Source organism: Streptomyces sp. B6B3 (assembly GCF_039871525.1).
Lineage (GTDB): Bacteria > Actinomycetota > Actinomycetes > Streptomycetales > Streptomycetaceae > Streptomyces.
In genome coordinates this window covers 139,259-160,951 of the sequence record NZ_JBDPLU010000013.1, presented here as the reverse complement: position 1 = coordinate 160,951, position 21,693 = coordinate 139,259, and the positions used below count along the sequence as shown (strand labels likewise).

Below are 21,693 nucleotides of genomic sequence, written 5' to 3'. Positions count from 1 at the left end.
CCCCGTGAAGGCGCCACGCCTTCACCCGCTTTCACTCGTTCGTGGGAGGGTGTTTGCGGCTCGGGACCGGTGTCGATCCTCGCTAAGGTGACACAACCATTTGAACTGCCCGACTTCTACGTCCCGTATCCGGCGCGGCTCAACCCCCATCTCGAGGAGGCCCGCGCGCACTCCCTCGACTGGTCCCGTTCCCTGGGCATGCTGGAGGGCTCGGACGTCTGGGAGCAGCGCGATCTCGAGTCCCACGACTACGCCCTGCTCTGCGCCTACACCCACCCGGACTGCGACGGACCCGCACTGTCCCTGGTGACGGACTGGTACGTGTGGGTCTTCTTCTTCGACGACCACTTCCTGGAGCGGTACAAGCGCACCAACGACCGGAGGCTGGGCAAACGCCACCTGGACCGGCTGCCCGCGTTCATGCCGATGAACCTGGCCGGCGGCATCCCCGAACCGGAGAACCCCGTGGAGGCGGGGCTCGCCGACCTCTGGACCCGCACGGTGCCCGCCATGTCGCTCACGTGGCGGGCACGGTTCGCCGAAGCCACCGCGGCCCTGCTCAACGAGTCGCTCTGGGAGCTGTCCAACATAGGCGCCGGGCGGGTGCCCAACCCCGTCGAGTACATCGAGATGCGGCGCAGGGTCGGCGGCGCGCCCTGGTCGGCCTGTCTGGTCGAGTACGCGGCGGGCGCCGAGGTCCCGGCCGCGATCGCCGGGGCCCGGCCGATGGGCGTGCTGCGGGACGCGTTCGCGGACTCCGTGCACCTGCGCAACGACCTGTTCTCCTACGAGCGCGAGGTGGGTGACGAGGGCGAGCTGAGCAACGGCGTGCTGGTGCTGGAGACGTTCTTCGACTGCACCACCCAGCAGGCCGCGGACGCGGTGAACGACCTGCTCACCTCCCGCCTCCAGCAGTTCGAGCACACCGCGCTCACCGAGGTGCCCCCGCTCTGCGCCGAGGCCGGTCTCGACCCGGTCGCGGTCGCCGGCGTGCTGGCCTACGTCAAGGGGCTGCAGGACTGGCAGTCCGGCGGCCACGAGTGGCACCTGCGCTCCAGCCGGTACATGAACCGCGGCGGCGCCGCGGCCGCCGACTCCGCCACCAGCGCCTCGTCCGCCGCCCTGTCCACGGTGCTGCCGTTCCTGTCCAGTGTCTCCGGCATCGGCGTCTCCGCGGCCCACCTGCGGGCCCGCGCCGACCGCTACACCTTCGTGCCCCACGAGCGGGTCGGACCCTCGCTGGTGCCCGACACCTACATGCCGTTCCCGCTCCGGCTCAGCCCGCATCTGGACGCCGCCCGGCGGCACACCGTCGAATGGGCCGCGGGGATCGGCCTGCACGAGGCGCAGCCGGGCGTTCCGCGGTCCGGGGTGTGGAGCAGGGAGCGGCACATCGACATCGACCTCCCGCTGTGCGCCGCCGGCATCCAGCCGGACGCCACCCCGGACGAACTGAACCTCACGTCGGACTGGCTCAGCTGGGGCACCCACGCGGACGACTACTACCCCGCGGTGTTCGGCCGGGCCCGCGATCTGACCGCGGCCCGGGCGACCACCGAGCGGCTGCGCGCGCTGATGCCGGTGGAGCCGGGGGACGAGCCGGCCACCGCGGGCGTCGTCCCGGCCACCGCGATGGAGCGGGGCCTGGCCGAACTCTGGGCGCGCACCGCGGAGCCGATGGAACTCGCGGAGCGCCGGGCGTTCCGCGACGCGGTCTGCCGGATGCTCGACGCCTGGCTGTGGGAACTGGACAACCAGGCGCAGCACCGGATTCCCGACCCGGTGGACTACGTCGAGATGCGCCGGCGCACCTTCGGCTTCGACTTGGTCAGCACCCTGATCGGGCTGGCCAGGAAGCAGCGGATCCCGGAGCGGGTGCTGGCCAGCGGGCCCCTGCGGTCGCTGCAGTGCTCGGCCGGCGACTACCTGTGCCTGGTCAACGACCTCTTCTCGTACCAGAAGGAGGTGGAGTTCGAGGGTGAGTTCCACAACGCCGTGGTGGTCGTGCGGAACTTCTTCTCCTGCGACTGTCCGACCGCGGTGTCCATCGTCAACGACCTGCTGACCTCCCGGATGCGCCAGTTCGAGCACGTCGCCGCGAACGAACTGCCGGTGCTCTGCGCCGACCTCCAGCTGACCGCCGTGGAACACGAGGCCGTGCAGGCGTACGTGCAGGACCTGCGCAACTTCACCGTCGGCGCGCGGCACTGGCACATCGACTGCCGGCGGTACGACGAGCCGACGTTGCTGCGCAACCGCGCCGCGGCGGACCCGCTGGGCGTGCCCACCGGACTGGGCACCGCGGCCGTCCACCTCTGGCCGCCCCGCGCCTGGTCGGCGGCCGCCCGGCCCGTGATGTGAGGCGGATACCACGCGGGCCGGTGTGGGCCCGCGTGGTACGGGGTCAGCCGGTCACCAGACGATGGAGAACGTCTGGTTCTCGCCGCCGTCGCACGGAGCGACGGTGAGGCGCGGGTCCGCGCTCGTGCCGTCGGGCCGGGTCAGGCACTCCTTGGTCTCCTGGTGCACGAACGTGAGGCCGGTCTCGCCGAACACGACCTCCCAGCTCTCGCTGGGCGCCCGCAGGCAGCCGCCCACGGTGACGTACTCTTCCGCGCCGGTCGGGTCGGTCTGGAGGCAGCCGCCGGTGTCGGTGTTGACGACCGCCGTGCCGCCACCGCTGCTGTCGCGGAACTCCCAGGTCTGGTCGGCGACGGACTGCAGCGGCAGCATCCGGACGTACCGGTCGTCGGCGGATCCGACGGGGGTGCCGACCGTGACGTAGGTGCTCAGGTCGAGGTCGCCGAGGAGGATCGGTATCTGGGGGTCGTCCTGGGCCTGCGCGGACGGCCCGGCCACCAGGGTCGCCCCGGCCACCAGGGCGGCCGAGGCGATGCCGAGAAGCTTGCGTGACATGTCGCTCCTTCTCCGTGGACAACGTGACGTTGTCGTGGTCAGCCCCGCGCCGTCGCGAGTCTGCCACCGGCGTACACGTCATGTCCATGACGACGTGTCATGAGGCGGTCAGGCGCGACTGCGGCCCACGTAGACGTTCCGGGCCCGGAAGTAGGTGTTGGTGGTGGGGCCCGAACCGCCCGAGGAGCCCTCCATCTGGAGGTTGTAGATGATCCACATCGGCTGGCCCACGAAGCCCGCGCCGCGGTGCGCGCCCTTCCAGACGTCGTCCAGGTAGTAGTGGATGTCCACGTCCGTCGCGTTGACCTTGGTGATCCACGCCCGGTACTCGTGCCAGCTCCCCGGGGAGGACACCGGGACGATGGTGTTGGACCAGGCGCCGTTCTCGTTCCGGTAGGTGTTGAACCAGTTCCGGGCGTCACCCTTGAACTCGACGATGTCGCTCTCCGGCGGCCAGCTGTTGACGCCGGTCAGCCAGAAGGCCGGCCAGGTCCCGGCCGAGCTCGGCGCCTGGAACTCGCCCCGCACCTCGTAGTTGGGGAAGGTGTCGTTCACCAGCACCTGGTGCCTGGCGTGCACCGCGCCCGAGTGGTAGCGGATCGGCAGGTGTGGGTCGGCGCCGCTGTTGCCCTCGTCCCAGTTGATCCGGGTGGCCAGCAGCGTCAGCGTGCTGCCCTCGAGGTAGATGTGGTTGTGGTCGCTGGAACTGCCGTACATCCGGGCGGTGCCGTTGTGGTCGGAGCCCCACGGGTACAGGTAGTTCCAGTTCGACTCCAGCGTGGAGTAGCTGGCGAACGTGCCGTCCAGCACGGTCTCCCAGGCCGCCGCCCGCGCGGCGCGGGCCCCCGCGAGCGATGCCGTGGCCCCGGCGGCCAGTGCGGCGGCGCCGGTGAGCAGGGTGCGGCGAGTGGTGTGTCCGTCCATGGGTGATGCCTCCTGGCACACGAAAGTTTTCGAGCAGAAGCGAACAGCACCTCCCAGGCCCCGTCACTATCGATCGATGGCGAGGTCATGTCAAGAGTGCCCGTCATCCGACGAAAGTTGATGGTCACGCCGGCCGGGTCAGGGACCTTCGGCGACTGTGCTCCGCACCCCGCGCCGCATACGGTCGTCCCTGATGACGCCACAACCACACGACGCCGACCCGGAGTCCGCCCCCGGTCCCGGGAAGAGCACGGAGCTCGGGCTCTCGTTCACCGACCGGCTGGTGCTCCTCGTCGGCGGACCCGTCGCCGGCGCCCTGCTCGGCTTCTTCCTGCCCAGCCTGGCCGGCTGGCTGGTCAGCCTGCGGTGGGTGCCGATGCGCGGCCCGCTGGAGCTGATCGACTCCTTCGAGGGGCCCTGGGCCGCCGCCGGGCTCAGCGCGGCGGGCCTGCTGCTCGCCCTGGTCCTGGCCTATCTGGCCGTGCTGACCTGCATGAAGGTCACGCTCACCGACTCCTGGATCCGGATCGAGCAGAACGACCGGAAACGCACCATCGCCCGGCCGGACGTGGACACGGTCTTCGTCGAGGGCAAGAAGCTGGTGATCCTCGACCGCGACTCACGCCAGCTGTTGCGGGAGACGAGCGAGGCCCGCGCCGAGGACATCGCGCGGGCGTTCGTCGCGCACGGCTATCCCTGGGCGAAGGCCGACCCGTACGAGGAGCTGTACCGCCGCTGGGTGCCGGACACCCCGGACCTGCCGGGCGCGGTCAACGCCCTGCTGAAGGCCCGCGAGGCGGCGTTGAAGAAGAAGGCCGGGGACGACATCGCCGAACTGCGCGACGAGGTGCAGAAGCTCGGCTTCGTGGTCCGTGACGACGCGGCCAAGCAGTACTGGCGCCCGCTGGTCCGCCCATGAGCCGACCGTCCCGCGCCCGGCTGCGCGACCGCGTGGTGGACGTCAGCTGCGTGACGATCTCGGTGCTGGTGGCGCTGCTGTTCGTGGCCGGCGCCATGGACGTGCAGAGCGCCAGCGGCGCCTACCTCGTCTCGTCGGTGCTGCTCACCGCGGTCGGCTGCGTGGCCATCTGGTGGCGCCGCCGCTGGCCCCTCGGCGTCGCCCTGCTGCTCCTCCCGATCGGCGCCTACACCGAGTTCGCGGCCGGCGCCTCGCTGATCTCCGTGTTCACGGTCGCCGTGCACCGCCCGGCCCGGGTCACCTGGGCGCTGGTCGCGGCGGGCTGCGTGGCCTCCATCCCGTACTCCATCCTGCGTCCGGACCCGGCGATGGAGGAGCGCGGCGCCGACGCGGCCGGGCTGTCGCTGATGGGCATCGTGCTGACGCTGGTGCTGGTGCTGCCGCTCGTCGGCTGGGGCGCCTCGGTGCGGGCCAGGCGCCGGAAGCTCGACGGGTTGCGGGAGCGCGCCGAGCGCGCCGAGGCCGAGGCCGCGGCGGCGGCCGAGCGGATCAGGGACCGGGAGCGGGCGCGCATCGCGCGGGAGATGCACGACGTGCTGGCGCACCGGATCACGCTGGTGAGCCTGCACGCGGGCGCGCTGGAGGTGCGCCCCGACATGGGGGCGGGCGAGGTCGCCACGGTGGCCGGCACGATCAGGTCCACGGCGCACGAGGCGCTGGAGGACCTGCGGGAGATCCTCGGCCTGCTGCGCGCGGGCGCGGACGGCGCGGTCGCGGTGCGGCCGCAGCTCGGGGTGGGCGACATCGACGAGCTGGTGGGGGAGTGCCGCGCGGCCGGCGTCGCGGTGGAGCTCGTAAGCCGGCTGCCGGACGTCGCCTCGTTGCCGGCGCCGGTCAGCCGCACCGCCTACCGGGTGGTGCAGGAGGGGCTGACCAACGCCCGCAAACACGCGCCGGGACGCAGGGTGCGCGTCTGCCTGGCGCGGTCGTCCGAGGGTGAGCTGCACGTCCGGGTGCGGAACCCGCTGACCGGCGCGCGGACCGCGCCGGCCGACGCGGTCCCCGGTTCCCGTTCGGGCCTGCTCGGCCTGTCGGAGCGGGTCTCGCTGGCCGGCGGGCGGATCGACTACGGGGCGCGGCGCGGCGCCGACGGCGGAGCGGTCGACTTCTCTCTGGAAGCCTGGCTGCCGTGGCCGACGTGACGGAGGAGGAGACCGTGGGGACCCCGAGCGGTGGGCGGGCCGAGTCCGAGGGGCCGGTCCGGGTGCTGGTGGCCGACGACGACGCGCTGGTGCGGGCCGGGCTGACGCTGATCCTGGGCGCCGATCCGGGCATCGAGGTGGTGGCCGAGGCCGGGGACGGCGTGGCCGCCGTCGAGGCCGCGCGGCGGCTGCGGCCCGACGTGGTGCTGATGGACATCAGGATGCCGCGGATGGACGGCCTGGCTGCCACCGAGGCGCTGCGGGCCGAGGGCGACGGGCCCGCGATCATCGTGCTGACCACCTTCAACACCGACGACTACGTGCTGCGCGCGCTGCGCGCCGGCGCCAACGGCTTCCTGGTCAAGGACGTGCCGCCGACCGACTTCCTGCGCGCGGTGCGGGAGGTCGCCGAGGGCGAGTCGATGCTGTCGCCGCAGGTCACCACCCGGCTGATCGAGAACGTGGTGCGCGGCGACCGGTCGGGCGAGCGCCGCCGCCGGGCGGACCGGGCCAGGGACGCGCTGACCGCGCTGACCGGCCGCGAACGGGAGGTCGCGCTGGCCGTCGGCGAGGGCCGTTCGAACGCGCAGATCGGCGAGGAGCTCTACATGAGCGTGTCCACGGTGAAGACCTACGTCTCGCGCATCCTCGCCAAGCTGAGCTGCGAGAACCGCGTCCAGGTGGCGATCCTGGTGCGCGAGGCGGTGGACGACGCGAGCTGACGGGACCCCGGCGACGGCAGGGGTGACGGGGCGTCATTGAGGCCGTTTTATCGAACGCTTGTGCTAAAATGCGGGCATGAGTTCGGTGCTCCTCCTGGTCGATGTCCAACGGAACATGCTGCTCCCGCCCACTCCCGTGCCCGCCGCCGCCGTCGTCTCCGCCGCCATCGGCGACCTGCTCCGCCGGGCCCGGGCGGCCGGCGCCGGCGTCGTCCACGTCCGCAACTGCGGTGCGGAGGGCGACCCCGACGTGCCGGGAACGCCCGGCTGGGAGCTGGTGAACGAGGTGCGCGCGGGCGAGCCCGTGGTGGACAAGCGGGCCCCGGACGCGTTCGCCGGCACGGAGCTGGCCTCGTTGGTCCCGGACGGCGCCGACGTGGTCCTGGCCGGCATGCAGAGCGAGTACTGCGTCGGCGCGACCGCGCTGGCCGCGCAGCGCCGCGGACACCATGTGACGTTGGTGCGCGGGGCGCACGCGACGTACGACGGGGAGCTCCCGGCGGCCGTGCTGGCCCGTCAGGTCGAGGCCGGCCTGCGCGCGGCGGGGGTCGCCGTGCTGGACCGCCAGGCCGTCACCTTCGCCCGCCGCGCCTGACCGGTCAGGCCGTCTCCAGCACCGTGGCCACGGCCGCGGCCAGCGCCCGGCCCCACGCGCGGTAGCCGGCCGCGCTCGGGTGGAAGCGGTCGGCGGCCAGTCCGGCCTCGATGCCGATCGGCAGGGCCCCGACCGGCAGGTGGTGCACGGCCGGCTCGGTCCGGGCCACCCGGCCGAGTCGCCGGTCCAGCAGGCGGGCGTAGCCGCCGATCGGCAGCCGCGCCGACAGTGGCAGGGACGGGAAGCGGTGCACCGGCGGCAGCCCGACCAGCAGGACCGGCACGTCCCGGCCCAGCCGGTGTCTGATCGAGCGGACCAGGGCGGTCACGTCGCGGCCGAACGCGGCGGGGCGGCGCAGCCGCAGCGCGTCGTTCGCGCCGGTCACCACGAGCACCAGATCGGGATGCCAGCGCAGGTGCGGGTCGGTCAGTCCGGGCAGCAGGGTGGCCCGGATCGAGCGGGTGGTGGCCCCGCTCCGCGCGGCCACCCGCCAGGAGACCGCGCGGCCGGTCAACGCGCCGAGCCCGGCGGCGATCTGGCCGCACAGGGCCTCCCCGTGGGTGGCCGCGCCGACCCCGGCCGCCGCCGAGTCGCCGAGCATCACCATCCGCAGTGCCGGTTCGGCGCCCGGCACCAGGCCGCCGTCCTCGCCCGCCGCCTCGGGCAGTCGCGGGATGCGACCGCCCACTCTGCGCGCCAACGTCCTGGGATTCATCGCGCCTCCGGTCCTCGACCCGCCGCCATAACAGTGTTATGGCCTCATAACAGCGTTATGCTCGCCTCGTGTCAAGTCCCGGTCCCGGTCCCGCTCCCGCGTCCGACACGGCGCGACGCCTGCTCGACGCCGCCGCCAGGCTGCTGTCCGAGGAGGGCCCCGCCGCGCTCACCACCCGGCGGCTGGCCAGGGAGGTCGGTACCTCGACGATGGCCGTCTACACGCACTTCGGGAGCCTGCCCGACCTGGTGCGGGCGGTGATCCGCGAGGGCTTCCGCCGGGTGGACGCGCTGCTGCGGGCGCTGCCGACCGGCGCCGATCCGGTGGCCGACCTGGCGGCGATGTGCCGGGTCGCGGTGGACTACGCGCGCGCCGAACCGCACCTGTACGCGGTGATGTTCGGCGGATCGTCGCTGGCCGGCTTCCACCTGACCACCGACGACCTGCGGATCGGCGGGCACGCGCTGCGGCTGCTGCACGAGGCGGTCGAGCGGTGCGTGGCCGCCGGCCGCTTCCGGTCCGACGAACCGTGGGTGATCACCCGCCGGTTGTGGTGCCAGCTGCACGGGCTGCTCCAGCTGGAGCGCGCCGGATACTTCGACCCGCCCTTCGTGCCCGAGGGATACCCCTATCTGGAGGGCCAGCTCCGGGACTTCGCGGTCGGGGCCGGCGACGACCTGGCGGCGGCGACGGCGTCCGTGCGGCGCGCCGCGGCCCTCGTCCCGCCCGCCGGCTGACCGGCGCCGGTGCGTCGACCGGCCGGCCGCGGCGGCGTCAGCCGACGGGCCAGCCCAGCAGCGCGGCCAGCACGCCGAGGGCACCGGCCGCGAGCAGCGTGCTGACCACGCCCCCGCGTCGCAGCAGCAGCCAGCATCCCGCCAGCGCCAGCACCCCGAACTGCCAGGCGTGCCCCAGGGCCAGCGCGAGCGGCACGGCCGAACCGCAGATCGCGCCGATCACCGCGGGCCCGGCGCCGAGGAAGAAGGACCGCACCGCGGGCAGGGCCCGCAGCCGCTCGAAATGCCGGGCGCCGAGCACGACCAGCAGGAACGAGGGCCCGAACGCGACCGCGGCCGCGACCAGTCCGCCCCACACGCCGGCCGCGGCGTAGCCGACCACGGCGACGGTCTGCACCACGGGTCCCGGGGTGATCTGCCCGAGCGCGACCGCGTTCAGGAACTCCCCGTCCGTCATCCAGCCGTGGCCGCCGACGGCGTCGGACTGCATCAGCGGGATGATCACGAAACCGCCGCCGTAGGACAGCGCGCCCACCTTGAACGCCACCCAGGTCAGCGCGGACAGCGAGGCGGCCGCGGTGGTGACCGGCACGGCGGCGGCCAGCAGCCACAGCCGGCGGCGGTCGGACCGCCCGGCGGCCTCGGCCTCGCGGGCGTCGCCCGCCTCGTTCCGGCGGGCCGCGCCGGAGCCGACGGCGGCGGGCCGACCGCCGGGCCGCGGCTGACCGGTGCGGCGGCGCACCGCCACCTCGGCCAGTCCGGCGGCGACCAGCAGCAGCACCAGCCAGGGGCCGACGAGCACGGCGGCCAGCCCGCCCGCGAGCACGTAGCCGGCCCAGCGGGCCCGCGCGCCCCGGCCCTCCGCGCGGCGCAGGCTGTCCGGCACCAGGGAGAGCCCGGCCTGCACCGCGACGGCCGCGACCGCCGCACCGGCCCCGGCCGCCGCACCGAGCACCCAGCGCGGCGGGTCCCCGGCCAGGAAGACCGCGGCCAGCAGCAGGATCAGCGCGAGTCCCGGCACGATGAAGCAGACGCCGCCGAGCACCGCCCCGGCCGCGCCGCGCAGCCGCCAGGCGCAGAGGATGGCCAGCTGCGTCGAGGCCGGGCCCGGCACCAGGTTGGTGGCGGCGATGCCGTCCTCGAACGACCGGGCGTCCAGCCAGCGGCGGCGGTCCACGCACAGCTCGCGCAGCAGGGCGATATGGGCGGGCGGCCCGCCGAACCCGAGCACCCCGATCCGCCCCCACTCCCTGGCGATGGTGGACAGCGAGACACGGGGTTCGTGGGTCGGGCGCGGCACGTGGGGCTCCGAGGCGAGAAGGTCTGCGAGTGGCGACGGTTCCGGCGTCGCGGACCCTATCCCGTCCAGGTGAACGGCGGGCGACTCCCGAACGCTGCCGCCGCGCCGCTCAGCTCAGGGTCGCGACCAGCAGCGCCTTGATGGTGTGCATCCGGTTCTCCGCCTCGTCGAAGACCACCGAATGGGCCGACTCGAACACCTCGTCGCTGACCTCCAGGTACTCGAGGCCGTGCCGGGCGTGGATCTCCCGGCCCACCTCGGTGCCGAGGTCGTGGAAGGCGGGCAGGCAGTGCAGGAATCGCACGTCGGGGTTTCCGGTGGCGCTCAGCACGTCCATGGTGACGGCGTACGGGCGCAGCAGCGCGATCCGCTCGTCCCACACCTCCTTGGGCTCGCCGAGCGAGACCCACACGTCGGTGGCCACGAAGTCCACGCCCGCGACGCCCTCGGAGACGTCCTCGGTCAGGGTCAGCCGGGCTCCGGTGCCCTCGGCGAGCACCCGCGCCTCGGCGCGCACCCGCTCGTCGGGCCACAGGTCGCGGGGTGCCACGACACGCACGTCCATGCCGAGCAGGGCGCCGGTCACCAGATAGGAATTGCCCATGTTGTTGCGGGCGTCGCCGAGGTAGGCGTAGCCGATCTCGGTCAGCGGCTTCTGGGTGTGCTCGGTCATGGTGAGCACGTCGGCGAGCATCTGGGTCGGGTGCCACTCGTCGGTCAGCCCGTTGTAGACCGGGACCCTGGCGTGGGCGGCCAGCTCCTCCACGGTGCGCTGGGCGCTGCCCCGGTACTGGATGGCATCGAACATCCGGCCGAGCACCCGGGCGGTGTCCCGGGCCGACTCCTTGTAGCCGATATGCGTGCCCGAGGGATCCAGGTAGGTGGTGGCCGCCCCCTGTTCGGCGGCGGCCACCTCGAACGCGCACCGGGTGCGGGTGGAGCTCTTCTCGAAGACCAGGGCGACGTGTCGGCCGGCCAGCCGTGGCCGTTCGGTGCCCAGCCGCCGGGCGGCCTTGAGCTCGGCGGCCAGGTCGAGCAGGGCCCGGAACTCCTCGGGCGACAGGTCGAGCTCCTTGAGCAGGTGGCGCCCCGTGAGGTCCGTCGCCATGGGCAGGCTCCATCCGTGTCTCGGTCGGTCGGCCAGGTGCGACGATGCGGTGGCCAGCGGTCTGATTGGAATTCTATACATCCAACGGCATGGCTATGCCACCGTTATCGCGCCGTCAACCCACCGGCTCGCGTTCCACCGGGCAGCTCATACAGCGCGGACCGCCGCGCCCCCGGCCCAGCTCGCTGCCGGGGATCTCCAGCACCTCGAATCCCTGGCCGCGCAGGTGCGCGTTGGTCGTGACGTTGCGCTCGTAGGTCACCACGACGCCCGGTTCGACGGCGAGCACGTTGCAGCCGTCGTCCCACTGCTCGCGCTCCGCCGAGTGCACGTCCTGGGTGGGCGTCAGCACCCGGATCCGGTCCAGGCCCAGGGCGGCGGCGATCGCCCGGTGCATGTGCTCCGGCGGGTGGTCGGTGACCTTCAGCTCCTTCTCGCCCGCGCCGGGCTCGATGGTGTACGAGCGCAGCATGCCGAGGCCCGCGTACTGCGTGAACGTCTCCCCGTCCACCATGGTCAGCACCGTGTCCAGATGCATGAACGCCCGGCGCTTGGGCAGGTCGAGCGCCACGATGGTGCGGGCGGAACCGGCCGCGAACAGCCGCCGGGCCAGGAACTCCACGGCCTGCGGGGTGGTGCGCTCGCTCATCCCGACCAGCACCGCGCCGTTGCCGATGACCAGCACGTCGCCGCCCTCGATGGTGGAGGGGTGGTCGCCCTCGCCCGCCGACCAGACGTGGAACCCGCCCGTCTCCCGGGCCGCGGCGAACCGCGGGTGGTGGCCGTAGATCGCCGCGAAGTGCACGCTCTCCCGCTGCCGGGCGGGCCAGCGCATCGCGTTGATGGCCACCCCGTCGTACACCCACGCCGAGGTGTCCCGGGTGAAGAGGTGGTTCGGCAGCGGCGCGAGCAGGAAGTCGTCGGGCGACATCACGTGGAAGCGCACCGACATCGGCTCGGCGAACCGCGCCAGGTACTCCCGTTTGGTCATGCCGCCGATCAGCGCCTCGGCCAGTTCGGGCGTGGGCAGCGCGTCGAACACCGCGCGCAGCTGGTCGGTGGCCAGCGGGCCGTACTCGCGCTCGTCGAAGACCCGGTCCAGCACCAGGGAGCGCGCCGCCGGCACGTTCAGGCTCTCGGCGAGCAGCTCGCCGAAGAGGTGCACCGTGACCCCCCGGCCGCGCAGGAGCTCGGCGAAGGTGTCGTGCTCCTGCTGCGCCCGGCGCACCCAGAGCACGTCGTCGAAGAGCAGTTCCGAGCGGTTGCTCGGGGTGAGCCGCTTCAGTTCGAGACCGGGGCGGTGCAGGATCACCTGACGGAGCCGGCCGGTCTCGGAGGCAACGTGGTACGTCATTCCCCCATCCTGGCCCATGGCCGCGCGCGGCTCGCGGCCAGGACGGGGGACGCCCCCGGGCGACAGCCCCGGTCACAGCCGCGGGTCGACCGGCTCGGACTCCAGGGCCAGCACCGCGAACACCGCCTCGTGCACCCGCCACAGCGACTCGCCCCCGGCCAGCCGGTCCAGCGCCTCCAGGCCCAGCGCGTACTCGCGCAGCGCCAGGGACCGCTTGTGGCCGAGCTGGCGCTGCCGCAGCCGGGACAGGTTCTCCGGCCGGGTGTACTCGGGCCCGTAGATGATCCGCAGGTACTCCCGGCCGCGGCACTTGATGCCCGGCTGGACCAGCCGGCCGTTCGCGTCCCGCACGTACGCCGCGCGCGGCTTGACCACCATGCCCTCGCCACCGGCCCCGGTCAGCTCCAGCCACCACGCGGTGCCGGCGATCACGGAGGACTCGTCCGCGGTGTCCACGAACAGCCGCCGGGTCGGTGCCAGCAGCCCGCCGGCGCCGTCCCCCGCGTCGGCGTCGGCCGCGACCAGGCGGTCGATCAGCGCCAGCTGCTCGTCGTGCGGCAGGGACGTCGCGAGGCCGCGCCCCTCGGCGGCCAGCAGCTGGAACGGCGCCAGCCTGACCCCGGCGAGACCGTCCGGGCCGCCGGTGGTCCAGCAGTACCTGCGGTACGCGGCGGTGAACGCCGCCGCGTCCGCCGCCCGCCCGCGCTGCCGGGCCAGCAGCCCGTCCACGGACACGCCGCGCCGGCGCGCGGCGTCCAGCGCGTCCAGCACCCCGGGAAACGCCGCGCCGGCCGCCGCGCCCACCGCCGCGTACTGCTCGCGCAGCAGCCCGCCGGCCTTCAGCGACCAGGGCATCAGCTCCGCGTCGAGCAGCAGCCAGTCGGTGTCCAGCTCGGCCCACAGCCCGGCGTCCGCGATCCGCGCGGCGAGCCGGTCCAGCACGCGGGCGGTGAGCGCCGGATCGTCGAAGAACGGCCGTCCGGTGCGGGTGTGCAGCGCGCCCCGCACGCCGTCGGGCGCCGCGAAGCGCCGGGCCGCGGCCCGCTCGTCCCGGCAGACCAGGGCCACCACCCGGGAGCCCATGTGCTTCTCCTCACACACCACCTCGCGCACCCCGGCGTCCCGGTAGGCCGCGAACGCCTCGGCCGGGTGCTCCAGGTATCCCTCGTCCCCGTGCTCGTCCCCGCCGGTGGCGGGGGCGGTGGCGCACGGCGCCATGGTCGGCGGCAGGTACACCAGCAGCCGCGGGTCGACGGCGAACCGGCTCATCACCTCCAGCGCGGCGGCCGCGTTCTCCTCCCTGACCGATATCCGGCCGGCGTGCCGGGTGGCCACGACGCGCCGCCCGGTCACGTCGTCGAGGTCGAGCGGGCGGGCCGCGGCCGGGTCCGGCGCGTCCGGGGGCGGCGCCAGCGGCCGCACCGGCTCGTACCAGACGCGCTCGGCCGGGGTATCGACCAGCTCGCGCTCCGGCCAGCGCAGCGCGGAGAGGGAGCCGCCGAAGACGCAGCCGGTGTCCAGGCAGAGGGTGTTGTTGACCCAGGTCGCCTCGGGTACCGGCGTGTGGCCGTAGACCACGGCGGCCCGGCCCCGGTAGTCCTCGGCCCACGGATAGCGGACCGGCAGCCCGAACTCGTCGGTCTCGCCGGTGGTGTCCCCGTACAGCGCGTGCGAGCGCACCCGGCCCGAGGTCCGCAGATGGTAGCGCTCGGGCAGCCCGGCGTGGCAGACCACGAGCCGGCCGCCGTCCAGCACGTAGTGGCTGATCAGCCCGTCCACGAAGGCGCGCACCCGGTCCCGGAAGCCGGGGTCCGCGGCCTCCTCCCGTTCGAGCTGGGCCACCGTCTCGGCCAGCCCGTGGGTGAGCTGGACGTTGCGGCCCTTCAGCTGGCGGCCAAGCTTGTTCTCGTGGTTGCCGGGCACGCACAGCGCGGTGCCGGCGGCGACCATGCCCATCACCAGCCGGAGCACGCCCGGCGAGTCCGGGCCGCGGTCCACCAGATCGCCCAGGAAGACGGCGGTGCGGCCCTCCGGGGGCCGGGCGCCGACGGCCCGGCCGGCCCCGTCGCGCTCCAGAACGTAGCCCAGCGGGCCGGTGAGCAGCGTCTCCAGCTCCCGGCGGCAGCCGTGCACGTCGCCGATCAGGTCGAAGGGACCGGCCAGGTGCCGGAGGTCGTTGTACCGCCGCTCGAGCGTGACCGTCGCCGCCGCCACCTCCGCCTCGCCGTGCAGCGTGTGCACGGTGCGGAAGCCCTCGCGGGACAGGCCGCGCAGCGAGCGGCGCAGCTCGCGTCGCTGCCGCGGTATGACGTGGTCCGGGAGCGTGGCCCGTTCGGGCCGGGCCGCGTTCCGGCGCGCGCAGACCCCCTCGGGCACGTCGAGCACCACGGCGACCGGCAGCACGTCGTGCTCCCTGGCCAGCTCCACCAGCCGGCGGCGGGAGTCGCGCTGCACGCTGGTGGCGTCCACCACGGTCAGCCGGCCGGCGGCCAGCCGCTTGCCGACGACGAAGTTCAGCAGTTCGAACGCCTCGGGGGTGGCGCTCTGGTCGTTCTCGTCGTCGGCCACCATGGCGCGGCAGGCGTCGGAGGAGACGACCTGGGTGGGCAGGAAGTTCCGCGCCGCGAAGGTGGACTTGCCGGATCCGGTGGTGCCGACGAGCACCACCAGGCACAGGTCGGGTAGGGCGAGCTCCGTCATGCCGCGGCCCTCCTGTTCTCGTCGCTGTTCTCGGTGTTCCGGTCCATGTTCCGGTCCGTGCTCCGGTCGGTGTCGTCGTCGCGGGTGAACACCGCGAGCTGGGTGGGCGGCCCGACCTCCGGGTCCTCCGGGCCCACCGGCCGGAACGCCGCCGCGTAGCCGTGCCGGTCGGCCACCCCCGTGGCCCAGGCGCGGAACTCCGCCCGCGTCCACTCGAACCGGTGGTCGGCGTGCCGGACCTGGCCGGCCGGCAGCGACTCCCAGCGCACGTTGTACTCCGCGTTCGGCGTGGTCAGCACGACCGTCGTGGGCCGCGCGGCGCCGAACACGGCGTACTCCAGGGTGGGCAGCCGGGGCGGGTCCACATGCTCGATCACCTCGCTGAGCACGGCGGCGTCGTAGCCGGCGAGCCGGGCGTCGGTGTACATCAACGAGCCCTGCAGCAGCGTGAGCCGGGCCCGCTGCCGCTCGGGCATCCGGTCGACGCGCAGTCGCCGGTGGGCGGCCTGCAGCGCGCGCACCGAGACGTCCATGCCGACCACCTCGGTGAACCGGCGGTCCGCCAGCAGCGCGCCGACGAGCTGACCGCCGCCGCAGCCCAGGTCGAGCACCCGCGCCGCGCCGTGCTCGCGCAGCGCCGCGACGACGGCCTCGCGCCGCAGCTCCGCCAGCGAGGCGGGGCGGTCCGGGTCGGTCGTCCCCGCGGGCTCCCGGACGGTCCCCGCGGCATCGGTCCCCGCGGCAGCGGGCTCCACGGCGTCGGGCTCGGCCGGATCGGCGACGGCGTTGTCCAGGTCCTCGGCCCGGGCGTCGTCGGACTCCGCCAGCCGGGCCAGTTCGAGCCGTTCCAGCGCGGCCCGGGTCAGCGCGTGCCGGTGGGCCAGGTACCGGTCGGTGATCAGCCGCTGTTCGGGGTGGCGCTCCAACCAGCCCTCGCCGGCCCGCAGCAGCTTGTCGACCTCCTCGGCCGTGATCCAGTAGTGCTTGGCCGCGTCCAGCACCGGCAGCAGCACGTACAGCTGACGCAGCGTCGCGGCCAGCCGGGCGCTGCCCTCCAGGGTGAGCCGCAGATAGCGCGAGTCGCCCCAGTCGGGGAACTCCGGGTCCAGCGGCACGGGTTCGGCCGTCACCCGCCAGCCCAGCGGCGCGAACAGCCGCTGCACCGTCTCCGGCCCGCCGCGCGCCGGCAGCGCGGGCACCTCGATCCGCAGCGGCAGCGGCGCCTCGGCCAGCTCGGGCCGCGCGGCGCACTGCCCGCGGAGCGCGGTGCGGAACACCTTGCCGAGCGCCACGGCCAGCAGCGACGAGGCCGCGTACGGGCGGTCGTTGACGTACTGGGTCAGCTGGCCCCGGCCGCGCACCAGCGCGACGGGGTCGACGTCGAGCAGCAGCGCCGCGGTGCAGCGATCGGCGTGCGCCTCGGGGTAGAAGACATGCGCGGTGCCGGCGGAGACGCCGAACTCGTGCGCCTTCTCGGGGTGCTTGTGCAGCAGGAAGCCGAGGTCGGTCGCCGGATGCTCGGCGCTGCCGGTGGTGGAGATCGTCAGGAACACCCGGCCGAGTATCACTCGCCTGCCATGCGTCCGACCACCGCTTTTACCTCGGGTGGCTCCCCGCCACGACGCCCCCACCCGTCGCTGCGGCCGCTCCGGCGGCTCCGGCCGCTCGACGATGGCCCGGGGGCGCTCCTCGCCCTCCCGCCGGAGCCGCCGCACGTCGTCCGCCGCCCCGCCGGGTCCGTCCCCTCGGTGCGCATGCGGCGGCTTCGTCGGAATTGGCTCGAATGCCTCTTCAGACCACCCCTGGCGATCAAGAGACTGAGGCACAGTCCACGACCGGGGGGTCGTGGGGGAGGGGAATCACCATGTCCATGCGCAAGCGCGCCCTGCTGGCCTCGGCCGCCGTCGCGGCGCTCGTCACGCCGGTCGTCGTCGTGGGTGCCGCCACGCCGGCCGTGGCGGAAGCGGCCTGCGGGAAGACGGCACCCGACCGCGACAGCAGCCCGTTGGACAACACCGCCGTCTCGGGCGGGGTGAACATGCGGAGCGGGACGAGCAGCGCGAACTGCCCGAGCAACGGGGTCGCCTACCCGTCGCACAACCTCGACTACCACTGCTACACGGGCACCGAGGGCTACTCCTGGACCTACGCGCGGAACGCCACGACGGGTGTCAGCGGCTGGATCCGGCACGATCTCCTCACGGACCAGGGCAGCAACGTGTACTGCGGCTTCTGAGCCCCGTCTCCGCGCACCCGGCGGCGGGGGGGAACACCAGGATCGGCGAGGCGGACATCCGGTCCGGCCCTCGTTGACCCGATCCGCCTCGGGGGTGAGGCGCGCGCCTCACCCCCAAGGCGGTCCGCCCGGTTCAGAGCCGGCGGCCGTCGCCCAGGAGGGAGTTGAGCCGCGCGTAGTCCAGGTCGCTCGTCAGCGCGTCGTAGGTGCCCTGGGCCAGGAGCTCGCGGGCTCCCCGTGCGGCCAGCGCGTAGGCGGCCTGGGCCAGGGCCGAGCCGACGCTGATCCGCGCCGCGCCGGCGGCGGCCAGTTCGGCGATCGGCGGCGCGCCGGGGCCGGCCAGCACGTTCAGCGGCGCCGCCACGCCGCCGGCCAGCGCGGACACCAGCTCCGGGTCCGTGACCCCCGGCACGAAGACACCGTCCGCCCCGGCCGCGAGGTACGCCGCCGCCCGTTCCAGGGTCACGGCCAGCAACTCCCGCGCATCGGCGCCGGGACCGCCGCGCAGGAAGGTGTCCACCCGGGCGTTGAGGAACAGCGGCACGCCCGCCTCGTCGGCCGCGTCCCGCGCGGCGGCGAGCCGCTCGGCCTGGTCGGCGACCGCGCGCAGAGGCTCCGGACCGCCGTGGTGGCTGTCCTCCAGGTTCGCCCCCACCGCACCGGCCGCCAGCACGCCGCGCACCGTCGCCGCGACCCCGTCCGGGTCCGACGCGAAACCGGCCTCGACGTCCGCGGTCACCGGCAGGTCCACGGCGGCGGCCACCCGGGCGGTGAGCGCCAGCGCCAGGTCGCGGTCGACGCGCTCACCGTCGGCGGCACCCAGGCCCCAGGCCACGCCGGAGCTCGTGGTGGCGACGGCCGTCGCGCCGGCCTCGGCCACCAGCGCGGCGCTGGCCGCGTCCCAGGCGTTGGGCAGCACCAACGGGGCGCCTGACCGGTGCAGTTCGTGGAACCGGCGGGCCCGGGCGACCAGGCGTTCGGCGGCGTCGGCGGAGAGGGGGATCGAGTCGTTCATACCCGCAGTACATCAGCCGCGCCGGAGGGCCGGCTGGCGGGGAACGGACACCGACGGACGGCCGCGTCGCGCGCGGGCGTTGGTGTGGATCAGTCGGCGTTGGGCAGAAGCCCCTCGTGGCGAAGACGCGCGAGGAGGCTCAACTCCCCAAGTCCCGATGGCGGTACATAGGTCCCGGACTGGTCGTCGCGGCGACCGGCGTGGGCGCGGGCGACCTCGTCGCCACCAGCGTCGCCGGCGAACGCTTCGGCTACACCCTGCTGTGGGCCGCGGTCCTCGGCTGCGTCATCAAGATCTCCCTCGCCGAGGCCACCGGACGCTGGCATCTGTCCACCGGCACCACCATTTTCGAGGGCTGGCGTTCCCTCGGCCCCTGGACCACCTGGTACTTCGGCGTCTACGTCGTGATCTGGGGCTTCGTCTACGGGGGCGTCGCGATGTCGGCCAGCGGGCTGCCGCTGGAGGCGCTGTGGGAGGGCGGCCCGAGCTACCAGACCTGGGGCCTGCTGTGCGGCCTGCTCGGGCTGGTCTGCGTCTGGTTCAACCGCTACGCCGTCATCGAGAAGATCATGATGGCGCTGATCCTCGTGATGTTCGTCGTGGTGGTCACCATCGCCGTCCGGGTCACCCCGGACCTGGGCGACATGGGCGCCGGGCTGTGGCCCACGCTCCCCGACGACTCGATCTTCTACACCCTCGGCCTGATGGGCGGGGTCGGCGGTTCGATCACGCTCGCGGCGTACGGCTTCTGGGTGAACGCGAAGGGCTGGGCCACGCCGCGGTGGATGTCCGTCATGCGGCTGGACAACCGGGTCGCCTACGTGATGACCGGCATCTTCGTGATCTCGATGATGGTCGTCGGCGCCGAGTTGTTGCACGCCGGTTCGGACGCGATCAGCGAGGGCGACCAGGGGCTGCTGGACATCGGGAACGTGCTGGAGCAGCGCTTCGACGCCGTCACCAGCGACCTCTTCCTGATCGGCTTCTTCGCGACGGCCTTCACCTCGGTGATCGGCGTCTGGCACGGCGTGAGCCTGCTGTTCACAGCCTTCGTGGCCCGGCTGCGGGCCGACCGGGAGGGCCGTGGGACGGCCTCCGAGACGGGCGCGCGGGCGCTCGCCGAGGGGACGCCGGAGCGTACCTGGCCGTTCCGCGCCTACCTGCTGTGGCTGACGTTCCCGCCGATGATCCTCGTCTACCAGGACCGACCGGTCGAGCTCACGCTGACCTACGGCGTGCTCGGCGCGGTCTTCATGCCCTTCCTCGCGATCACCCTGCTGTGGCTGCTGAACAGCGACCGGGCGCCGCGCGAGTGGCGCAACGGGCCGGTCAGCAACGTGATGCTGGTGGGCGCCGCGGTGCTGTTCCTGGTGGTCTGCGTCCACGAGATCCAGGATCTGCCCTGGTGAGCACGACTCGCTAGCGCTCGTCCCACCAGCGGTCGTCCGGCTCGCGACGGTTCGCGGCGAACGCCGCGATCGGCGGAATCGCGGCCGCCACCAGGCACATCGCGATCGCCAGCGGCACCGACCACAGCCGCACCACGCCCCAGGCGCTGACGAACAGGACCAGGCAGACCGTCATCAGAACGAAGTAACGCCGACGCCGCCGCGTGTACATGAGTCCAGCCTAGGCGCCGCTCGGCCGGCGACGCCTAGCCGAAGTCCTTCGTGTCGAGCTCCACGTCGAACGGCTTGGGCAGCCGAAGCGGCGTGCCGAACGCGTGCGGCCCGTCCACCCGCGTGAACCCCAGCTCGCCCGGCTGGCTGAATAGCGAACAGGCCCTCTCCTGCCGGTCCACCAGCAGATACAGCGGTGCGCCGTACTCTCCGTAGCGCCTCCGCTTCACGATGCGGTCGGTGTCCGCGTTGGAGTCCGAGGTGACCTCGACGATCAGCAGAGTCTGGCTCGGGACCAGGGAGCCCGCGCTCTTGGCCAGGGAACGGGGTACCACGGCGAGATCCGGCACGTACCAGTTGCTCGATCCGGGCAGGTCGAGACTGCCTGAGCCGGCGAAGCACCCGAGCTCGCGCAGGACCGGCTCGAGCTGCTCCCTGACGAGAGCCGCGGCGTGCTCGTGATCCCAGGTGGGAGACACCGGCGTGATCACCCCTTCGATGATCTCCACCCGGTCCCCCCGGATGTGCTGGATGGCGTACTTCAGTGCCGATTCGGGGTCAGCGGCCGCGATCGAGTCAGGCGCCGCATAGGGAGCGGGTTCGGTGCTCATCCGTCCTCCACGGAGCGGGTCCAGGGCAGCATGACGACGGTCCCATGTTTACTGCGACGGCGACCACAGGAACGTTCTTCCCCGCGGATGTTCACTCCTTCGGGACCGAAATATCGGGTGCCGGCGGAGTCGGGACGCGGCCATCATGGGCGGCATGGTCTGGACCCTGACGCGTGATCTGGAGGAGTGGCAGGCCGAGGCGGGGGAGTTCCTCCGCGGGCGGCCGGTGGCGAACACCGTGCTGCTGACGGTCTCCACCATGCTCCGCCGCCGGGGCCCCGGCTACTACGGCGACGGCGGCCCGCGGGCCGGATGGTGGCGGGACGGTTCCGGCGAGGTGGCCGGGGCGCTCCTGTGGACGCCGCCGCGGCCCGTGCACGTGAGTCCGGTGCCGCCGGACGCGGTGGAGCCGCTGGCCGGGCTGCTGAGCCGGGCGGACGAGGGGCGTCCGGTGACGCGGGTGGACCTGGAGTGGGCGGCGGTCGAGCCGTTCCGCGCGGCTTGGCGCCGGCACACGGGCGGCGGAGACACGCCGGGCCGGCGCACCCGGCTCTACCGACTCGCCGAACTCGCCCCGCCGGACCCCGTGCCCCCGGGGCGGGCCCGGCCGGGCACGGCGGCGGACCTGGGACGACTGACCGACTGGGTGGCGGAGTTCTCCCGGGGGACCGACGACCACGTCGCCCCGCCGCGCGACCGGGTCGCCGACTGGCTCGACCGCGACGCCGTGGTGCTCTGGGAGCGCGACGGGGTGCCGGTGTCCATGGCCGCGACCACGCCCCGGGTCGCCGGCCAGACGCGGATCTGCGCGGTCTACACCCCGCCCGAGCACCGGCGGCGGGGCTACGCGGCGGCGGTGACCGCCGCCGCCAGTCGGCGGGCGGGGGAGGCCGGCGCGGACGAGGTGCTGCTGTTCACCGACGTCGCCAACCCGACCAGCAACGGCGTGTACCAACGCATCGGCTACCGGCCGGTGCTCGACCGGCTCGGTCTGCGGTTGGACGCGGGGTGACGGCGACC

General features: G+C 73.7%; 20 protein-coding genes. 9 read left to right on the top strand and 11 right to left on the bottom strand.

Features of this window, described 5'->3' with window-relative positions:
• Nucleotides 1–87: 87 nt before the first annotated feature.
• Entirely contained in the window at nucleotides 88–2,361 is a 2,274-nt protein-coding gene (locus ABGB06_RS25220; RefSeq protein WP_347593218.1) for a terpene synthase family protein, read from the top strand.
• 51 nt (nucleotides 2,362–2,412) lie between these two features.
• Here the strand turns inward: ABGB06_RS25220 and ABGB06_RS25215 are convergent, their stop codons facing one another.
• Entirely contained in the window at nucleotides 2,413–2,916 is a 504-nt protein-coding gene (locus ABGB06_RS25215) for an RICIN domain-containing protein (protein ID WP_347593216.1), read from the bottom strand.
• A 108-nt stretch (nucleotides 2,917–3,024) separates the two neighbouring features.
• Nucleotides 3,025–3,840 carry a glycoside hydrolase gene (locus tag ABGB06_RS25210; RefSeq protein ID WP_347593214.1) on the bottom strand — a complete coding sequence of 272 codons (816 nt, stop codon included), beginning with the start codon at nucleotides 3,838–3,840 and terminating at the stop codon, nucleotides 3,025–3,027.
• A 193-nt stretch (nucleotides 3,841–4,033) separates the two neighbouring features.
• Between ABGB06_RS25210 and ABGB06_RS25205 the strand changes: the two genes are divergently transcribed.
• From ABGB06_RS25205 to ABGB06_RS25190, 4 genes are all read left to right on the top strand, one after another.
• Nucleotides 4,034–4,759, top strand: coding sequence for a hypothetical protein (locus ABGB06_RS25205; protein WP_347593212.1), 726 nt, complete (start codon nucleotides 4,034–4,036; stop codon nucleotides 4,757–4,759).
• Nucleotides 4,756–5,961, top strand: coding sequence for a histidine kinase (locus tag ABGB06_RS25200; RefSeq protein ID WP_347593210.1), 1,206 nt, complete (start codon nucleotides 4,756–4,758; stop codon nucleotides 5,959–5,961). The genes ABGB06_RS25205 and ABGB06_RS25200 overlap by 4 nt, the downstream gene beginning before the upstream one ends.
• On the top strand, nucleotides 5,958–6,683 hold the full coding sequence (locus ABGB06_RS25195) for a response regulator transcription factor (protein ID WP_347593381.1): 726 nt from the start codon (nucleotides 5,958–5,960) through the stop codon (nucleotides 6,681–6,683). Before ABGB06_RS25200 ends, ABGB06_RS25195 begins: the two co-directional genes overlap by 4 nt.
• Before the next feature lie 76 nt (nucleotides 6,684–6,759).
• Nucleotides 6,760–7,278, top strand: coding sequence for an isochorismatase family protein (locus ABGB06_RS25190; RefSeq protein WP_347593208.1), 519 nt, complete (start codon nucleotides 6,760–6,762; stop codon nucleotides 7,276–7,278).
• A gap of 4 nt (nucleotides 7,279–7,282) precedes the next feature.
• On the opposite strand, the gene ABGB06_RS25185 is transcribed toward ABGB06_RS25190, so the two are convergent.
• Entirely contained in the window at nucleotides 7,283–7,993 is a 711-nt protein-coding gene (locus ABGB06_RS25185; RefSeq protein WP_347593206.1) for an SGNH/GDSL hydrolase family protein, read from the bottom strand.
• A gap of 68 nt (nucleotides 7,994–8,061) precedes the next feature.
• Here ABGB06_RS25185 and ABGB06_RS25180 point away from each other — a divergent pair, with 68 nt between their 5' ends.
• Nucleotides 8,062–8,730 (top strand): TetR/AcrR family transcriptional regulator, encoded by a 669-nt coding sequence (locus ABGB06_RS25180; protein WP_347593204.1) that lies wholly within the window; start codon nucleotides 8,062–8,064, stop codon nucleotides 8,728–8,730.
• A gap of 37 nt (nucleotides 8,731–8,767) precedes the next feature.
• Here ABGB06_RS25180 and chrA read toward each other — a convergent pair whose 3' ends face one another.
• From chrA to ABGB06_RS25155, 5 genes are all read right to left on the bottom strand, one after another.
• The gene (gene chrA, locus ABGB06_RS25175; RefSeq protein ID WP_347593202.1) at nucleotides 8,768–10,030 is read right to left on the bottom strand and encodes a chromate efflux transporter; all 1,263 of its coding nucleotides are present in this window, start codon (nucleotides 10,028–10,030) and stop codon (nucleotides 8,768–8,770) included.
• Nucleotides 10,031–10,139: 109 nt separating this feature from the next.
• Complete coding sequence (gene argF, locus ABGB06_RS25170; protein WP_347593200.1) at nucleotides 10,140–11,138, bottom strand: ornithine carbamoyltransferase; 999 nt, start codon at nucleotides 11,136–11,138, stop codon at nucleotides 10,140–10,142.
• A gap of 115 nt (nucleotides 11,139–11,253) precedes the next feature.
• A complete protein-coding gene (locus ABGB06_RS25165) occupies nucleotides 11,254–12,492 on the bottom strand; it encodes an arginine deiminase (protein ID WP_347593198.1) in 1,239 nt (412 codons plus the stop codon).
• A 72-nt stretch (nucleotides 12,493–12,564) separates the two neighbouring features.
• Nucleotides 12,565–15,192 (bottom strand): polynucleotide kinase-phosphatase, encoded by a 2,628-nt coding sequence (locus ABGB06_RS25160; RefSeq protein WP_347593196.1) that lies wholly within the window; start codon nucleotides 15,190–15,192, stop codon nucleotides 12,565–12,567.
• Complete coding sequence (locus tag ABGB06_RS25155; protein WP_347593195.1) at nucleotides 15,189–16,745, bottom strand: 3' terminal RNA ribose 2'-O-methyltransferase Hen1; 1,557 nt, start codon at nucleotides 16,743–16,745, stop codon at nucleotides 15,189–15,191. The genes ABGB06_RS25160 and ABGB06_RS25155 overlap by 4 nt, the downstream gene beginning before the upstream one ends.
• A gap of 311 nt (nucleotides 16,746–17,056) precedes the next feature.
• On the opposite strand from ABGB06_RS25155, the gene ABGB06_RS25150 reads away from it, so the two are divergent.
• Nucleotides 17,057–17,428 (top strand): SH3 domain-containing protein, encoded by a 372-nt coding sequence (locus tag ABGB06_RS25150; RefSeq protein ID WP_347593193.1) that lies wholly within the window; start codon nucleotides 17,057–17,059, stop codon nucleotides 17,426–17,428.
• Nucleotides 17,429–17,561: 133 nt separating this feature from the next.
• On the opposite strand, the gene ABGB06_RS25145 is transcribed toward ABGB06_RS25150, so the two are convergent.
• Complete coding sequence (locus ABGB06_RS25145) at nucleotides 17,562–18,443, bottom strand: isocitrate lyase/phosphoenolpyruvate mutase family protein (protein WP_347593192.1); 882 nt, start codon at nucleotides 18,441–18,443, stop codon at nucleotides 17,562–17,564.
• Nucleotides 18,444–18,559: 116 nt separating this feature from the next.
• On the opposite strand from ABGB06_RS25145, the gene ABGB06_RS25140 reads away from it, so the two are divergent.
• The gene (locus ABGB06_RS25140) at nucleotides 18,560–19,852 is read left to right on the top strand and encodes an Nramp family divalent metal transporter (RefSeq protein WP_347593191.1); all 1,293 of its coding nucleotides are present in this window, start codon (nucleotides 18,560–18,562) and stop codon (nucleotides 19,850–19,852) included.
• A 10-nt stretch (nucleotides 19,853–19,862) separates the two neighbouring features.
• Here ABGB06_RS25140 and ABGB06_RS25135 read toward each other — a convergent pair whose 3' ends face one another.
• Entirely contained in the window at nucleotides 19,863–20,063 is a 201-nt protein-coding gene (locus ABGB06_RS25135) for a DUF3099 domain-containing protein (RefSeq protein WP_347593189.1), read from the bottom strand.
• A 34-nt stretch (nucleotides 20,064–20,097) separates the two neighbouring features.
• On the bottom strand, nucleotides 20,098–20,673 hold the full coding sequence (locus tag ABGB06_RS25130) for a Uma2 family endonuclease (protein ID WP_347593187.1): 576 nt from the start codon (nucleotides 20,671–20,673) through the stop codon (nucleotides 20,098–20,100).
• A 154-nt stretch (nucleotides 20,674–20,827) separates the two neighbouring features.
• Here ABGB06_RS25130 and ABGB06_RS25125 point away from each other — a divergent pair, with 154 nt between their 5' ends.
• Nucleotides 20,828–21,685 (top strand): GNAT family N-acetyltransferase, encoded by an 858-nt coding sequence (locus ABGB06_RS25125; RefSeq protein ID WP_347593185.1) that lies wholly within the window; start codon nucleotides 20,828–20,830, stop codon nucleotides 21,683–21,685.
• Nucleotides 21,686–21,693 lie beyond the last annotated feature (8 nt).

Coding starts and splice junctions, on each gene's coding strand:
- ABGB06_RS25165 (WP_347593198.1), bottom strand. CDS start 12,492: ATGACGTACCACGTTGCCTCCGAGACCGGCCGGCTCCGTCAGGTGATC.
- ABGB06_RS25190 (WP_347593208.1), top strand. CDS start 6,760: ATGAGTTCGGTGCTCCTCCTGGTCGATGTCCAACGGAACATGCTGCTC.
- ABGB06_RS25160 (WP_347593196.1), bottom strand. CDS start 15,192: ATGACGGAGCTCGCCCTACCCGACCTGTGCCTGGTGGTGCTCGTCGGC.
- ABGB06_RS25135 (WP_347593189.1), bottom strand. CDS start 20,063: ATGTACACGCGGCGGCGTCGGCGTTACTTCGTTCTGATGACGGTCTGC.
- ABGB06_RS25210 (WP_347593214.1), bottom strand. CDS start 3,840: ATGGACGGACACACCACTCGCCGCACCCTGCTCACCGGCGCCGCCGCA.
- ABGB06_RS25145 (WP_347593192.1), bottom strand. CDS start 18,443: ATGAACGACTCGATCCCCCTCTCCGCCGACGCCGCCGAACGCCTGGTC.
- ABGB06_RS25200 (WP_347593210.1), top strand. CDS start 4,756: ATGAGCCGACCGTCCCGCGCCCGGCTGCGCGACCGCGTGGTGGACGTC.
- argF (WP_347593200.1), bottom strand. CDS start 11,138: ATGGCGACGGACCTCACGGGGCGCCACCTGCTCAAGGAGCTCGACCTG.
- ABGB06_RS25125 (WP_347593185.1), top strand. CDS start 20,828: ATGGTCTGGACCCTGACGCGTGATCTGGAGGAGTGGCAGGCCGAGGCG.
- ABGB06_RS25215 (WP_347593216.1), bottom strand. CDS start 2,916: ATGTCACGCAAGCTTCTCGGCATCGCCTCGGCCGCCCTGGTGGCCGGG.
- ABGB06_RS25130 (WP_347593187.1), bottom strand. CDS start 20,673: ATGAGCACCGAACCCGCTCCCTATGCGGCGCCTGACTCGATCGCGGCC.
- ABGB06_RS25185 (WP_347593206.1), bottom strand. CDS start 7,993: ATGAATCCCAGGACGTTGGCGCGCAGAGTGGGCGGTCGCATCCCGCGA.
- ABGB06_RS25150 (WP_347593193.1), top strand. CDS start 17,057: ATGTCCATGCGCAAGCGCGCCCTGCTGGCCTCGGCCGCCGTCGCGGCG.
- ABGB06_RS25205 (WP_347593212.1), top strand. CDS start 4,034: ATGACGCCACAACCACACGACGCCGACCCGGAGTCCGCCCCCGGTCCC.